Origin of the sequence: Paraburkholderia sp. C35 (assembly GCF_003121405.1) — a bacterium.
Lineage (GTDB): Bacteria > Pseudomonadota > Gammaproteobacteria > Burkholderiales > Burkholderiaceae > Paraburkholderia.
In genome coordinates this window covers 38068-53682 of the sequence record NZ_QBUY01000038.1, presented here as the reverse complement: position 1 = coordinate 53682, position 15615 = coordinate 38068, and the positions used below count along the sequence as shown (strand labels likewise).

Here is a 15615-nt window from a genome sequence, read left to right as displayed (position 1 = left end):
CTCCGGCAGAATCAGTTGCCAAGCACGATGCCGATGCCCGCGCGGACAATCGTACTGTTGCTACCCGACGATGCCACCCCTGCATTCAGATTGATCGTCCCCTTCTCGTTCCAGCGCGACACGCCCAGCCCAAACGCCGCTTGACCACGATACCCGGCGACACCCGCATTGAGCGTGGTGCGTCCGGGCAGATACGGCGTGACGATTTGCAGCGCCGACGCGGACGCAATGCCTTTCCGCGTGCTTCGGTCGAGATCCTGAATAGACTGGTTAGCCTGATTGACGGCGGAGTTAAGCTGATTCAGGTTGACGGCGTCGGTGCCCTGCGTGCCCGGCGCGACGTTGACAATCTGCCGCTCGCCGCCCGCCTGACCAACCGAAACCGTGTTCGCGCGATCTGCGACTGACCCCGCGCCCAACGCCACCGCACCGCTGGCGACCGCCTGGCTGCCCGCGCCAAATGCTGAGGCGTTCGCCACTTTGGCAACGGCCTGTGCGCCGATGGCGGTCGCTGCCGTGCCGTTCGATTGCGCGCCACCACCCAGCGCCGTCGCCTGATCGGCATTGGCCACGGCGGCAGCGCCCACTGACGTGGCGTGTGTGCCATTGGCCGACGCGGCTTCTGTCGCCGTGTCGCCCGTCACGTTCACAAACGGCGACGATGCAGCTTGCGCATTGGTGATCCGGCTCATCGCGTCGTTCAGTTGACCGAGGTTGACGGCGTCGCTAGCCACTACGCCATCGGCCAGATTGTGAATGCCTGTCCCGCCAGCCACGCCCTGCCCGAGCGTAACGCTCGAGTAGTTGACCTGACCGCCTGCGCTGTCATAAACCACCGCGCTCGTCACATTGCCATTACCGTCGACCAGGCCAGCCTGCTTCAACTGCGCGACGTTGACGGCATCCGTGTCGGCCGTGCCGGCAGCCACATGAGTGATTTGCCGTTCGTTGCCCGCCGAGCCGACCGACACCGAATTGGCGCGATCAGCCACCGCGTTCGATCCGAGCGCGACCGAGTTGGAGAACGCCGCCTGCGCGCCCCCGCCTATCGCGACCGATTCCGGTCCCGTTGCCAATGCGTCGGCAAGTGTGGAACTGGCGTGGAAATAGCGCGGCTCGACACCGTTGTTGATCACGTTGCCGAGCGCGACGTTCAGGTCGTTGATCGCGTTCGTATTGCTCGTGACCCGGCCATCGAGGTTGCCGAGCGCATCGCCCACGTTCCGGAACACGCTGCCGCCCACGCTATACGTCGGCGCGACGATCGTGCCGTCTGCCGCCACTGACGCACCGCCGCCCAGCGCCGACGCGACGCTCGAGCCCAGGCCATGCAGCTGGCTGCCATTGATCGCGTCCAGACTAGCGGCATCGACCGCGCCGTTGGCCACGTTGCCAAGCCGTACGGGCACGCTCGCATTCGTGCCGCCCAATGTCACGGCGTCGTGCGCGGACGAGTCGTACATCACCGCGTCCCCGATACCCGCTGACACCGCATTGCGCAATTGCCCGACGTTGACGGCATCCGTGTCCGCCGTGCCCGCCGCAAGATTGACGATCTGACGTTGCACCGCGCTATTGCCGACCGACACCGTGTTCGCACGATCTGCCGTCGCATTCGCGCCGAGCGCAACGGCGCCACTTGCCACTGCGCTCGCATTCGAACCGAACGCCAGCGCGTCGATGGCTGACTTTCCCGTGTAGGCATTGACGCCGAACGCGAGCGAACGGTCTGCCAAGGCCATCGACATCGCGCCGAACCCAAGCGAATCGACGCCTTCCGCGTCCGACATATAACCGATCGACACCGCCCGGGTCGCACCGAAACCTGTCGACGCGGTATAGCCGAGCGCCACCGAACTCAGCCCCAGTGCGGCCGTGCGCGTGCCGATTGCCGTCGCTCCCGCGCGGCTCGCGCCCGCCCCGGCCCCCACGGCCAGCGCCGAGTCCCCCGACGCGTTAGCGGACGGACCAATGGCCATCGTGTTTAGATCGTTCGTTGCCGTGGTCGGCGAGCCCGCCATCACATTGTTGCTCACCGCGATGTAGTCGGTGACGGGAACAGCCCGCGCCGTTTGCGGGCCCCATATCATGGAGCCCAGACCCACCGCGACTGCCATGCCCGCATATCCGCGGCGGCCCATACGCCAGTCCTCACGAAGCTGCAGCGAAGAAACCGGCTGACGCCCCACACTTGCTACGCTCTGCACATTGATCATCCAAAACCTTGCTACGGAAAACGACTTCTCTCCCCAAGACATGGCATCAAGCGCGATACGGGCTTTTCACTTCGGATACCGAATCATATTGAACGTGCGATTCGATGAACGATGACCGCCTGATCCGCAAGACTGCCTCCTACGTACCGACACTTCATCGATGTCGGTTACGACAGGCAAATCCTACGGAGACGGTGCACGCGTCAATACAAGAAAACTCCCAAAGTAGGAATTGTTCGATCGACATAGACTGGAGAAAGCAAACGGGTGCGCGTGCTGGCTGGCGCGACAGTGAAGGCAATCGCGCGCCACGCTGCGGACGCAGCAAAGGACATCCGCGTCAGGAACCGCCCGCCGCGAGCACCTTTTCGAGCGCCATCGAACGCGCAGCTTCCTCGGCTTCTTCGGGGGTGTCGAACACGCAGCCCGACACATGGACCTGATGCCATTCCGGTTTGTCGGCAGCATCGCGGAAGATGCGAAAACGCGCGCACTAGCCGCGCGGCGTGACGGGCACCACGTCGATATCGACGGATGCGCCTTCAATCTGATGTCTGACGAAGCCGTCCATGCTGCCCTCCTGACATCTGCATTGCACGCAGAAATCGTAGCACGGTGCATTCGCGGCAGCGCGTGCAGGCAGCACGTGGCTCACGGCAACGGCGCGCTGCGACCGGACGCAGCGCGGGTGAGGCGTGGCTTACTCGTCGGAGTGCGACTCGTCGGCTGGCGCGGTGTCCTTCACGAGCCGCGCGGGCGCGAGCCAGCGGAACGAGGTCTGACCGCTCGCGTCGTACGTGCATTCCGCCGCAGCGGGCACCGCGGTCTTCTGCGGCCCCGATCTGGCGAAGGCGGCCGTGAGGGGCGCCAGCAGCCCCGCTTCGATGATGTTGGTGTTGGGCGCCTTGGCGACAGCCGCTTCCGACGCAGTCTGCGGATGGGCAAGCGTGCCTTCCACCACCACACGGCTGCCGTGGATGGCAGCGCCCGCGTGCGTGATCTGCAGCGTGTCGGCTGCGGACAACTCGCTCGCCGACTGCCGCATGGCCTGTTCGCACGCACTGGTGTTTTTGTACACGGCCGCGCACCCCGCGGACAAGGCGGCGGCGACCATGCAGCATGCGATAACAGGAGTGCGGATCTTCATCGATATTCCATCATTCAGGGCGACGGCCATTGTAGCGTAGCCGTCGGCGCCGGGCATGAAGGGCGGCCCCTCGGAACGGACAAAGGCGCCCGCGGGCGCCGTTTCGTCAGGGGCAGCAAGGTATGAACAGCAGCCGTCAGTCTTCCCAGTTGTCGGGCAGGGTTTGCGTCAAGGTCGACACGAAGCTCGCCGGTTCCGGCTGTTTGGGCCGGGTGAAAATATCGCGCGAATGGCCCTGCTCGACGATCGAGCCGTTGCTCAGAAACACCACATTACGCGCAATCGATGCCGCGAGCCGCAAATCGTGCGGCGCCATCAGCATCGTCATGCCTTCCTTTGCGAGCTGGCGTAGCACTTCGACCACTTCGGCCGCGAGGCCCGGATCGAGCGCGGAGGTCGGCTCGTCGCACAGCAGCACTTCCGGCGACGGCGCGAGCGCGCGCGCAATCGCCACGCGCTGCTGCTGGCCGCCCGACAGCGTGACGGGCCACGCATCCGCCTTGTGCGCGATACCGACCTTCTCCAGCAGTTCGAGCGCGCGCACGCGCGCCCGTTCGCGATCCCATTTCTGCACGGTGATGAGACCTTCCATCACGTTTTCGATCACGGTGCGATGCGGGAACAGCTGAAAGTTCTGGAACACCATGCCTGTGCGGCGGCGCATTGCCAGCACGGCTTCCTTCGACGGCTTCTCCGTGCGGCTGAACTCGATGCGCTGATCGCCCAATTCGAGCGAACCCGCTTCCGGCACTTCGAGCAGGTTCACGCAGCGCAGCAGCGTACTTTTGCCGCTGCCCGACGGCCCGATCAGCGCCGTCACGTTGCCTTGCGCGAGCGCGAGATCGACGCTGTTCAGCACGCGATGATCGCCGAAATACTTTTCGATTTTGTCGAGGCGGATCATCGTTCAGTTACCCGATGTGAAAAGCGCGTGACGGCCGAAGCGACGCTCGAGACGCACCTGCGCGGACGACAGCACCGAACTGAACACCAGATAGATCAGCGCGGCTTCCGTGTAAAGAATGAGCGGCTCGTACGTCACCGACGCGATGCGCTGTGCGGCCTGGAAAATTTCCGGCACGGTCAGCACGGCGGCCAGCGACGTGTCCTTGACCAGCGCGATAAACGAGTTCGACAGCGGCGGCAGCGCGACGCGCGCCGCCTGCGGCAGGATCGCGCGACGCAGTGCCTGCGCGCGCGTCATGCCCATCGAATACGCGGCTTCCCACTGCCCTTTCGGGATCGACTCGATCACGCCACGGATCACTTCCGAGTTATACGCGCCGACGTTCAGCGAGAAACCGATGATGGCCGCCGTCAGCGGATCGAGCACGATCCCGACGTTCGGCAGGCCATAGAAGATGACGAACAGCTGGACCAGCAGCGGCGAGCCGCGAAACAGCCAGACATAGAAGCGCACGATCGCCACCGACCAGCCCGGCCCGAACAGCCGGACCAGCGCGACGATGAACGCGAGCGCGATGCCGATCGCAAACGACACGAGCGTCAACGGCACGGTGAACACGAGGCCCGCATACAGCAGCGGCCACAGTGAGTCACCCATCAGGTGCAACCATGCAGGCATGATTCAGGCTCGCCTTTGTTCTTACTTGGAAACGTCTTTACCGAAGTACTTTTCGGAGATCTTCGCGTACGTGCCGTCCGCCTTGATCTCGGCCAGTGCCTTGTTGATCGCGGCCTGCAGTTCAGGATTGCCCTTGCGGATCAGCACAGCCGAATGGTCCGAGCTATCCGACGACGTATCGATGGCAGCGATCTTCACCTTCGCGTCCGGCTTGTGCTTCTTGAAGTCGAGGAACGACAGCGAATCGTTGACGGTTGCATCGACGCGGCCCGAGGTCAGCAGATCGATCGATTCGTTGAAACCTTGCACGGGGATCACTTCCGCGCCGTGCGCCGTGGCGATCTTGCCGAAGTTGCTGGTCAGCGTATTGGCCGACTTCTTGCCCTTCAGATCGTCGAAGCCCTTGATCGCGTTGTTGTCCGAACGCACGATCAGCGCTGCATGCGACACGATATACGGGTCCGAGAAGTCGTACTTCTGCTTGCGCGCGTCCGTGACGGCCACTTCGTTGATCACGGCGTCGTAGCGGTTGGCGTCGAGACCGGCGATCAGGCCATCCCACTTGCCTTCGACGAACTCGGCCTTCACGCCCAGCTTCGCTGCGATCGCGCGGGCGATTTCGACGTCGAAGCCCGTCAGCTGGTTCGACGCATCGTGGAACGTGAACGGCGCGTAGGTGCCTTCCGTGCCGACCTTGAAGGCGCCGGCGGACTTGATCTTGGCGAGGTCGTCGGCGGCGAATGCGGCCGTCGCCGTGGCGACTTGCAGCAGGCCGCTCAGCAGCAGGGATCGAATCGACTTCATAGGGTTGTGCTCCGAGGTTCGTTTTGTCCGGTTTTGCGTTTTATCTGCAGGAACACCCGTCCGGCAGCGTGGGCGGACTGTAGCAAACGGTCCTTATTTCCACAACGCATTAGAAGGCTTATGTATATGCCGAGGCGGAATAAACTAGACCGAAATGCCAAGGTTGGCAATGCGCAAGTATACGGGGGCGCGCCGAACCCTTGCAGGGCATGGGGCCTGACGGCCTGTCCGGGTCGTGCCGAGTCCGTGCCCGCCTGCAGCAAGGCGCGCAAGCATACCCGAAAACGAAAACGGCCGCTCCCGCCGTGAAAAAGCGGGAGCGGCCATGCATGCCCTGACGCGATAGGCGCAATCAGCGTTCGACGGGATGCGGCTCCTTCAGCTTGTTCGCGACCCGCACGGCATCATAGTAAGCGGCGTTCGGCGGGCGCTTCAGGTATTGCCCCGCGCCGCGCTGCGCACGCAGGTCGCCGTCGGCCCACGCGTGCGCGCCGCGTGTGAACGTATGCGTGGCGACGCCCTGCACCGTCATCCCTTCGAACACGTTGAAGTCGACCTTCTGATGATGCGCGTTCACCGAGATCGTCTTCGTTGCCGCCGGATCCCAGATGACGAGATCCGCGTCTGCGCCGATCTGCACGGCGCCTTTGCGTGGATAAAGGTTGAAAATCTGCGCGGCATTCGCCGACGTGATCCGCACAAATTCATTCGGCGTGATGCGCCCTTTGTTCACGCCTTCATGCCATAGTACGGACATCCGGTCTTCCACACCGCCGCAACCATTCGGGATCTTCGTGAAGTCCTCACGGCCCATCGCCTTTTGCGACGCGCAGAATACGCAGTGATCGGTTGCTGTCGTATGCAACTGGCCCGATTGCAGACCACGCCACAAGGCCTCGCGATGCTCGCTCGTGCGGAACGGCGGACTCATCACATGCGCGGCGGCACGCGTCCAGTCGGGATCGCGATACACCGCTTCGTCGATCACCAGATGCCCTGGCAGCACTTCGCCGAATACGCGCTGACCTTCATTGCGCGCGCGCGAAATCGCTTCGACTGCCTCTTTCGCAGAGACGTGCACGATATAAACCGGCACGCCCAGCACCTGCGCAATGCGGATCGCGCGATTGGCCGCCTCGCCTTCTACTTCGGGCGGGCGTGACAGCGGATGTGCCTCAGGCCCCCTGAAGCCTTTCGCGAGTAGTTGCTTCTGCAACTGGAACACGAGTTCGCCGTTCTCAGCGAGCACCGTGGGCAGCGCGCCGAGTTCGAGCGAACGCGAGAAGCTGTTCACCAGTACTTCATCGTCGGCCATGATCGCGTTCTTGTAGGCCATGAAGTGCTTGAAGCTCGATACGGCATGCTCATGCACCAACGTGCCCATATCTTTGTAGACGGAATCGTCCCACCACGTCACGGCCACGTGGAAGCCGTAATCAGCGGAGGCTTTTTCCGCCCAGCCGCGCCATTCCTTGAACGCGTCCATTAGCGGCTGTTTCGGGCTTGGAATCACGAAGTCGATGATGCTCGTCGTGCCGCCCGATAGTCCCGCCGCCGTGCCCGTATAGAAATCGTCACTCGCGGTCGTGCCCATGAAGGGCAGTTCCATGTGCGTATGCGGATCGATGCCGCCAGGCATCACATACTGATCATGCGCATCGACGATGTTCGCACCGGCAGGTGGCTCGATCGTGCGCTCGATCTGCAGGATCGCGCCGCCGTCCTGCGGGTCCGCGATCAACACGTCGGCTCTGTACGTGCGGTCCGCATCGATTACTGTGCCGCCGCGAATCAGGGTTGTCATGCGTGCCTCCTCCGTCAAATGTTCAATCGTCCGCTCATGCACTCGCCATGCTTGCGCCCGGACTGCGACGCAGCTTCATCCACGTGCCGTAGACGATGGATGCGAGCGCCAGTCCCACGAACCACGCATACGTGTAGAGCGTATTGAGGAACGCAGGCACATTGGGAAACGATGCGGGAAATGCGGTATGCAGAAAGCCCGGCAGATTCGGCAGCACGCCGACCAGCAGCGCCACCACGGCTGCGATATTCCAGCCGCCCGTGTAGCTGTATTCGCCGTTCTCGTCGAATAGTTCACGCTGATCGAGCCGCGTGCCGCGAATGAAGAAGTAATCGACCATCAGAATGCCCGCGACCGGCCCAAGCAACGCCGAATAGCCGACCAGCCACGTGAAGATGTAACCCTGCGTGGTAGCGAGAATCTTCCACGGCATCATCACGATTGCGATGGTCGCCGTGATCATCCCGCCCGCGCGATACGAAATGCCCTTCGGCCACAGGCTCGAAAAGTCGTACGCCGGGCCGACCAGATTGGCCGCGAGATTGCAGCACATCGTATCGAGCGTGAGGATGATCAGCGCGACGCCGACGCCAATGCCCGTCATACGGCTCGTGAGATCGATCGGGTCCCAGATCGCTTTGCCGTAGATCACGACCGTCGCCGACGTCACGACCACCGAAATCACCGAGAGCAACGCCATCGGCACGGGCAAACCAATCGACTGTCCGACGATCTGGTCGCGCTGCGTTCTGGCAAAGCGGGTGAAGTCGGGAATGTTGAGCGCCAGCGTCGCCCAGAAGCCAACCATTGCTGTCAGGCCCGGCCAGAAGGTGACCCAGAACAGCCCTTCTTTCTTGCCGCCCGGTGCGAATTGCGAAGGCGCCGACAACATCGAACCGACGCCGCCTGCCTTCGACGTCGCCCACCACACCAGCGCGATGCACATCACGACCTTGATCGGCGCAGACCAGCTTTCCAGCCAGCGGATCGAATCGGTGCCGTGCACGATGAAGTAGATCTGCAAGGCCCAGAACGCGAGAAAGCACGCGAGCTGACCGATCGAGATGTCGAGAAACGGCAGCGCCGCGCCGTGCAGCGCGTTACCCGTCAGGATGTTGAGCAGCGTGTAGATCGCACTGCCGCCGAGCCACGTCTGAATGCCATACCAGCCGCACGCGACAATCGCACGCAGCAACGCCGGCAGTTTCGCGCCCTGCGTGCCGAATGACGCCCGCACCAGCACCGCGTAAGGAATGCCGTGCTTCGCGCCCGCATGACCGATCAGCAGCATCGGCACCAGTACGATCAGATTGCCAAGCAGCCCCGTCACCACCGCCTGCCACGGCGACATGCCCTCTTCGGTCAGTCCGGCCGCCAGCATATAAGACGCGATGTTCATCACCATGCCGACCCACAGCGCCGCGAAGTGATACCACTTCCACGTGCGCTGCGCGGGGCCTGTTGGCGCAAGGTCGTCGTTATAAAGACTGCTGCCATGCGGCGCGTCCGCAGATTGCACTGTCTGCTTCATCGATGAGATCTCCGGTTGATCGCTCGTTGAGTGCTGTTTTTATGCTGTTGGTATTCTTCAGGCCGCTTTTGCCGCATGCTCCTGTGTGGACGGCGTAGCGGGTGCATCTGCACCCACGCGTGCGGGGTTGTTGGGATGCGTGGTCCAGTTCGCGTACTCGCCGCTATCGACGCGCTCCATCGTGATGCATTGCTCGACCGGGCATACATGCATGCAAAGATTGCACCCGACGCATTCCGCATCGACCACTTCGAAATGACGCTTGCCGTCTTTCTCGCGCGTGATGGCCTGATGCGAAGTGTCTTCACACGCAATGTGACACAGGCCGCACTGGATGCACTTGTCCTGATCGATGCGCGCCTTGATGTCGTACTTCATGTTCAGGTACTTCCAGTCGGTGACATTCGGCACGGCACGGCCGCGAATGTCATCGAGTGTCGCGTAGCCTTTTTCGTCCATCCAGTTCGAGAGGCCGTCTGCGAGATCGGAGACGATGCGAAAGCCGTAGTGCATCGCGGCCGTACAGACTTGCACGCTGCCTGCGCCGAGCACCATGAATTCCGCTGCATCGCGCCATGAAGAAATACCGCCGATACCGGAGATGGGCAGATCCGGCGTCTCCGGGTCGCGTGCAATTTCTGCCACCATGTTCAACGCAATCGGCTTCACGGCAGGACCGCAATAGCCGCCGTGCGTGCCCTTGCCATCGACGGTCGGCATCGGCGCCATCTGGTCGAGATCGACGGCGACGATCGAGTTGATCGTATTGATCAGCGATACGCCGTCCGCGCCGCCTTTATAGGCAGCGCGCGAGCCCATGCGTATATCGCTGATGTTGGGCGTGAGCTTCACGAGGCACGGCAGCTTCGTGCCTTCCTTGACCCAGCGCGTGACCATCTCGATGTATTCCGGCACCTGACCGACAGCCGAACCCATGCCACGCTCGCTCATGCCATGCGGACAGCCGAAGTTCAGTTCGACGGCATCGGCACCCGTGTCCTCGACCAGCGGCAGGATCCACTTCCAGTCGCGCTCATTGCAAGGCACCATCAGCGATACGATCAGCGCGCGGTCGGGCCAGTCGCGCTTGACCTGTTTGATCTCGCGCAAATTGACATCGAGCGGACGATCAGTGATCAGTTCGATGTTGTTCAGCCCCGCCATGCGCTGGCCGTTCCATTGCACCGCGCCGTAGCGCGAGCTGACGTTGACCACATGCGGGTCGAGGCCGAGCGTCTTCCAGACCACGCCGCCCCAGCCCGCCTCAAACGCACGGTTCACGTTGTAGGCCTTGTCGGTCGGCGGTGCGGACGCGAGCCAGAAAGGATTCGGCGAAGTAATGCCGGCAATCGTGCAGCGAAGATCGGCCATGTTCGGCTCCGTGGGGATTCGGTTTTTGTTTTGGCTTTGCGTGCGCGCCTCAGGCTGCCTTGACGGCAGCGAGCGCGAACATCGCATCGATCGATGCCGCCGCGAGCTTGCCGTCCTGCACGGCCTGCACGGTCAGATCGATACCGCCCGATGCAGCGCAGTCGCCGCCTGCCCATACCTTGTCGAGCGAGGTGCGCAGGTGTTCGTCGACGGCAATGCGGCTTTCGTCGAGCGTCAACAATGCGTGATCGAGGCCGATGCTCACGAGCGTCTGGCCGATCGCCTTGAGCACCATGTCGGCTTCGAGCGTGAAGCGCTCCGTGCTGCCGTCATTCGTGGTGCGTTCGAACTCGACGCCCGTTACCGTGCCCTCGCTGCCCGCAAGACGCACAGGCTTTGCATGGGTAATCAGCGTGACGCCCTGCATCTGCGCGAACTCGCGTTCGGCCCACGTCGCGCTCATCGATTCGACGCCGCGCCGATACACCATCGTCACGTTCGTCGCGCCGAGCTTGCGGCTCTGCACGGCCGCATCCACAGCCGTATTGCCACCACCGATCACGATGACGCGGCGGCCCACAGGCACTGTGCCGAGATCACTTGCCTGACGTACCTGCTCGATGAAATCGACGGCGTTCATCACGCCATTGAGTGCTTCGCCTTCGAGTTGAAGTGCGCGTACACCTGCAAGGCCCACAGCGAGAAACACGGCGTCGTGTTGTTGACGCAACGTATCGAGCGTCACGTCACGGCCTAGCGCCATACCCGTTTTCAGTTCGATGCCACCTACCGACAGCAACCAGTCCACTTCGCGCTGCGCAAAATCATCGACCGTCTTATATGCAGCGATGCCGTATTCATTGAGGCCGCCGCCCTTGTCATGCGCGTCGTAAATCGTCACGCGATGACCAGCCACTGCGAGCCGATGCGCACACGCCAGCCCCGCCGGTCCAGCACCGACCACGGCCACATGACGTCCGCTATCTGGCGCGCGCGTGAACTGCACGGCGTTGTGCGCCATCGCCCAATCGGTTGCATGACGCTGCAATGCGCCGATCGCAACCGGCTTCGCGTCCTGATGATTGCGCACGCAGGCGCCTTCGCAAAGGATCTCGGTCGGACACACGCGTGAGCACATGCCGCCTAACGGATTCGCCGAGAGAATATCGGTCGCGGCACCCTTCAGATTGCCGTTGCCGATCTTGCGGATAAAGCTCGGAATATCGATCTGCGTCGGGCATGCCTGCACGCACGGTGCGTCGTAGCAGTAGTGACAGCGGCTCGCCGCGGCAGCGGCCGCCGTGGGATCGAGCAGCGGAGAAATATCGGTGAATTCGCATGAAAGCTGCTCGGACGACAGGCGTTGCGCCGCGATGTCGCCGTTTTGCCTGATAGCCATACGTATTCCTTCGTCAATGTGAGGACGTAGCCGTGCCTGCCGGCTTCGCGCGAACGAAGCCAGGACGGCTTATTTTTCAGGTGAAACGATGAAGCCTTAATGCATCAACGCGCGCTTACGATGCGGGTTCGCAGGCACGCTCCAGCATCGCGTGCAACAACACATTCGCGCCCGCCTCGATCCATTCGGGGGTCGCGTCTTCGATTTCGTTGTGACTGATGCCATCCACGCACGGCACGAATACCATCGACGTCGGCGCGACCTGTGACAGGTAGCACGCGTCGTGACCCGCGCCCGATACCATGTCGCGATGCGGATAACCAAAGCGTTCGGCGGCGGCGCGTACAGACTTCACGCAGGCCGCATCGAACCTGATGGGCTTGTAGTAAAAGATCTGTTCGAGCTGTGTCTCAAGGCCGATGCCGCCCGCGATCTTTTCAACGCCTTCGCGCAGTGCTGCGTCCATCTTCGCGAGCACGGCATCGTCGGGATGACGGAAATCGACCGTGAAAAATACACGCCCTGGAATCACATTGCGCGAGTTCGGATGCACCTGCATCATCCCCACCGTCGCACACGCGAACGGCGCATTGTCGAGACCGATACGGTTCACGAGATCGACGACACGCGCCGCACCGAGCAACGCGTCCTTGCGGCGCGGCATCGGTGTCGGGCCGGCGTGCGCCTCCTGACCCGTCAGCGTGATCTCGTACCAGCGCTGCCCTTGCGCGTCGGTCACGACGCCGATGGTCTTCTGCTCTGCTTCGAGTATCGGCCCCTGTTCGATGTGCAATTCGAACGCGGCATGCAATGGACGCCCGCCACACGGCACGTCGCCGGCGTAACCGATGCGCTTCAGTTCCTCGCCGATCGTCTTGCCGTCGACATCCTTGCGCGACAGACCATAGTCGAGCGTGAACACACCCGCGAACACGCCGGACGCCACCATCGCAGGCGCAAAACGCGAGCCTTCTTCGTTGGTCCAGATGACCACTTCAATCGGGTGTTCGGTTTCGATGTTGCGATCGTTCAGGCTTCGAATCACTTCGAGTCCGCCGAGCACGCCGTAGATGCCGTCGAAGCGGCCACCTGTCGGTTGCGAGTCGGCGTGCGATCCCGTCATCACGGGCAGCGCATTGGGATTCGTGCCTGCGCGCCGCATGAACACGTTGCCCATCTGATCGACGCTGACCGTGCAGCCCGCCTCCTTCGCCCAGCTGACGATCAGATCGCGCCCTTCCTTGTCGAGATCGGTGAGCGCGAGACGGCAGACGCCGCCCTTCTGTGTCGCGCCGATCTTCGCCATCGTCATCAGGCTGTCCCACAGACGTTTGCCATTGACGGTGATCGACGTATCGAGTCCCTGTTTCAACGCTTCGGATACCGCATTCATTCGTCTTGCTCCTCTGGATCAACACGCTTTGCAGTTCAACGCGAGCGGCATGGCGCCCTCTCGCGACGAAGTGAAACTGTGCATCGGCTGGGTCTGCCGATTCGCTTTGGGGCATCGCTGCACTTCACGCGTGCATGCGTCGATGCATCCTTTAGCACACGTAAACCCTGAGCATCGGCGGCTCTGCGAATCCTGTCCGATTGGACAGGTTGTAGCCGATTAAAAACATCAAATCAATGACTTTTGTGCGCGGGAAAACAGAGCGAGAAGCGTGCCATTGCAACGCAGCACGACTTTCCAGGTAAGCCACGCGTGCAAGCAAGCAGCTAGGTGGATGACGAGATGAGCGGCTAGAATGAAGCGCGACGCGGCACCGAGGCAAACGATGAGACACGACGACACGGCAGTGAGCGAGACCGACAGCGACGAAGCGCCCGCCCCTTTGCGGCGGCGCAAGGCTCACATTCGCGAGAGCAACGAAGCGCATCTTCTGGCCTGCGCGGAAGCCGTTTTTGCGGAGCGCGGCTTCGAAGGTGCGAGCACGGCGATGATCGCCGAACGTGCCGGCTTACCGAAAGCCAACGTGCATTACTACTTCCCGACCAAACTCGCGCTGTACCGGCGCGTGCTGGAAGACCTGTTCGAGGACTGGCATCGCGCAGCAAATACGTTCGAAGGCAGCGACGATCCCGTCGAAGCGATCGGCGGTTATGTGCGTGCGAAGATGGACCTGTCGCGGCGGCGCCCGCTAGGTTCGAAGGTGTGGGCCAACGAGATCATCCACGGCGCGGACCATATGCTCGACATACTCGAGCAACGCGTGAAGCCATGGCTGGAAACGCGCGTCACCGTGATCGACGACTGGATCGCGCGCGGCCTGCTCGCCGAGGTCGATGCGCAAACGTTGATGTACATGATCTGGGCGACGACGCAGCACTACGCCGATTTCGATGCGCAGATACGCGCGCTCGGCGGCAAGCGCGCGTTATCGTCGAAAGCTTTCGATGCAGCGACCGAGCAGGTCGTGCAGCTTGTTATCCGCGCTTGCGGCGCGAAGTCGCCGACTGACTCAGCGTAGGGCTAACGTCATTGACGCTCAGTACGTTTCCAGATGCAGGCGTCCTTCGCGCTTGAGTCTTTCCCACAGCTCGTCCCATTCGAGACCCTGCTGACCGGCGATGTCCTTGAGCGATTGCAACACGCCATCTTCCATGCCCTTCAGTCCGCACACATAGATGAAGGTGTTGTCGTCGCGCAGCAGTTGCGCGACATCGGCGGCACGCTCACGCATCGCGTCCTGCACGTAGCGTTTCGGCTCGCCGGGCGTGCGTGAAAATGCGAGATTCGTATCGATGAAATCCTTCGGCAGGTTGGTCAGCGGACCGAAATAAGGCAACTCTTCTTTCGTGCGTGCGCCGAAGAACAGCATCAGTCTGCCCGTTGCGCCCTTCAGCCTGCGTCTGCGTCGATACTCGGTCATCGCGCGCATGGGTGCGGAACCCGTGCCCGTGCAGATCATCAGCAGATGCGAGTTCGGATGATTCGGCATCAGAAACGTGCTGCCGAATGGCCCGATCACGTTGACCACATCACCCTTCTTCAGATCGCACAGATAGTTCGAGCACACGCCCGTTGCCGCGTTGCCCTGATAGTCCTGAGTCACGCGCTTCACCGTCAGCGACACGTTGTTGTAGCCGGGCCGCTCGCCGTCACGCGGACTGGCAATCGAATACTGGCGCGCGTGATGAGCGCGCCCATCGGTCGCGCTGCCGGGCGGAAGAATGCCGATCGATTGCCCTTCGAGCACGGGAAACGGCATGGCGCCAAAATCCAGCACAATGTGATGTATATCGCTTTCAGTCGTTTCGTCCGTCAGGCGATAGTTGCCGACCACGGTCGCCGTCGTCGGGTTCTTGTGCGTGTAGAGATTCACATACGGCCGCGCTGCCGACCACGGCGGCACCACGGCGCCGCGCACCGTATCGACTTCGATGCCTTGCGCTTCGATGCTGCCGTCGTCGCTCGCGGCGTTGTCCTGCGCCGTGTTTTCAGCCGACGCCGGCAAGGCCATCGTGCCCTGCTCGGGCAACACGTCCCACGTGTACTGCTCGTCGATGCTGTACGCGTCGGCCCTGAGCACCGAGCGCCAGTTATCGATCGCGCCCGTCGGACACGGCGGCACACACGCCATGCAGCCATTGCACACGTCCGGCATCACGACATAGTTGGTGCCATCGTGCGTGATCGCATCGATCGGACAGGTCTCTTCGCACGTATTGCAGCGAATGCAGATCTCCGGATCGATCAGATGCTGCTTGAGAATCTCGACCGGTATGGGCGCGTTCATGATGTCTCCTGCCTCTTC

Annotated in this window: 13 protein-coding genes; 1 reads left to right on the top strand and 12 read right to left on the bottom strand. The window is 62.3% G+C overall.

All coding sequences use genetic code 11. The features are described 5' to 3' along the window. Nucleotides 1-11: 11 nt before the first annotated feature. The 11 genes from DK391_RS22210 to DK391_RS22160 form a co-directional block, all read right to left on the bottom strand. A complete protein-coding gene (locus DK391_RS22210) occupies nucleotides 12-2141 on the bottom strand; it encodes a YadA-like family protein (RefSeq protein ID WP_239482914.1) in 2130 nt (709 codons plus the stop codon). 568 nt (nucleotides 2142-2709) lie between these two features. After that, nucleotides 2710-2871, bottom strand: a complete 162-nt coding sequence (locus tag DK391_RS45340; protein WP_239482913.1) for a hypothetical protein — start codon at nucleotides 2869-2871, stop codon at nucleotides 2710-2712. A 45-nt stretch (nucleotides 2872-2916) separates the two neighbouring features. Next, a complete protein-coding gene (locus tag DK391_RS22200; protein ID WP_109480137.1) occupies nucleotides 2917-3363 on the bottom strand; it encodes a hypothetical protein in 447 nt (148 codons plus the stop codon). A gap of 136 nt (nucleotides 3364-3499) precedes the next feature. After that, nucleotides 3500-4267 carry an amino acid ABC transporter ATP-binding protein gene (locus tag DK391_RS22195; RefSeq protein ID WP_109480136.1) on the bottom strand — a complete coding sequence of 256 codons (768 nt, stop codon included), beginning with the start codon at nucleotides 4265-4267 and terminating at the stop codon, nucleotides 3500-3502. A 3-nt stretch (nucleotides 4268-4270) separates the two neighbouring features. Continuing rightward, nucleotides 4271-4948, bottom strand: coding sequence for an ABC transporter permease subunit (locus DK391_RS22190; protein ID WP_109480135.1), 678 nt, complete (start codon nucleotides 4946-4948; stop codon nucleotides 4271-4273). A 21-nt stretch (nucleotides 4949-4969) separates the two neighbouring features. Continuing rightward, nucleotides 4970-5752 (bottom strand): amino acid ABC transporter substrate-binding protein, encoded by a 783-nt coding sequence (locus DK391_RS22185; RefSeq protein WP_109480134.1) that lies wholly within the window; start codon nucleotides 5750-5752, stop codon nucleotides 4970-4972. A gap of 352 nt (nucleotides 5753-6104) precedes the next feature. After that, nucleotides 6105-7556 (bottom strand): dihydropyrimidinase, encoded by a 1452-nt coding sequence (gene hydA, locus DK391_RS22180; protein ID WP_109480133.1) that lies wholly within the window; start codon nucleotides 7554-7556, stop codon nucleotides 6105-6107. Between the two features lie 34 nt (nucleotides 7557-7590). After that, nucleotides 7591-9087, bottom strand: a complete 1497-nt coding sequence (locus tag DK391_RS22175) for an NCS1 family nucleobase:cation symporter-1 (protein WP_109480132.1) — start codon at nucleotides 9085-9087, stop codon at nucleotides 7591-7593. 57 nt (nucleotides 9088-9144) lie between these two features. Then, nucleotides 9145-10458 carry an NAD-dependent dihydropyrimidine dehydrogenase subunit PreA gene (preA, locus tag DK391_RS22170; RefSeq protein WP_109480131.1) on the bottom strand — a complete coding sequence of 438 codons (1314 nt, stop codon included), beginning with the start codon at nucleotides 10456-10458 and terminating at the stop codon, nucleotides 9145-9147. Between the two features lie 49 nt (nucleotides 10459-10507). Then, complete coding sequence (locus tag DK391_RS22165; RefSeq protein WP_109480130.1) at nucleotides 10508-11857, bottom strand: NAD(P)-dependent oxidoreductase; 1350 nt, start codon at nucleotides 11855-11857, stop codon at nucleotides 10508-10510. Between the two features lie 115 nt (nucleotides 11858-11972). Beyond that, nucleotides 11973-13250 (bottom strand): Zn-dependent hydrolase, encoded by a 1278-nt coding sequence (locus DK391_RS22160; RefSeq protein ID WP_109480129.1) that lies wholly within the window; start codon nucleotides 13248-13250, stop codon nucleotides 11973-11975. A gap of 355 nt (nucleotides 13251-13605) precedes the next feature. On the opposite strand from DK391_RS22160, the gene DK391_RS22155 reads away from it, so the two are divergent. After that, the gene (locus DK391_RS22155; protein WP_109480128.1) at nucleotides 13606-14328 is read left to right on the top strand and encodes a TetR/AcrR family transcriptional regulator; all 723 of its coding nucleotides are present in this window, start codon (nucleotides 13606-13608) and stop codon (nucleotides 14326-14328) included. 18 nt (nucleotides 14329-14346) lie between these two features. On the opposite strand, the gene boxA is transcribed toward DK391_RS22155, so the two are convergent. Continuing rightward, the gene (boxA, locus tag DK391_RS22150) at nucleotides 14347-15597 is read right to left on the bottom strand and encodes a benzoyl-CoA 2,3-epoxidase subunit BoxA (RefSeq protein ID WP_109480127.1); all 1251 of its coding nucleotides are present in this window, start codon (nucleotides 15595-15597) and stop codon (nucleotides 14347-14349) included. Nucleotides 15598-15615: the final 18 nt, after the last annotated feature.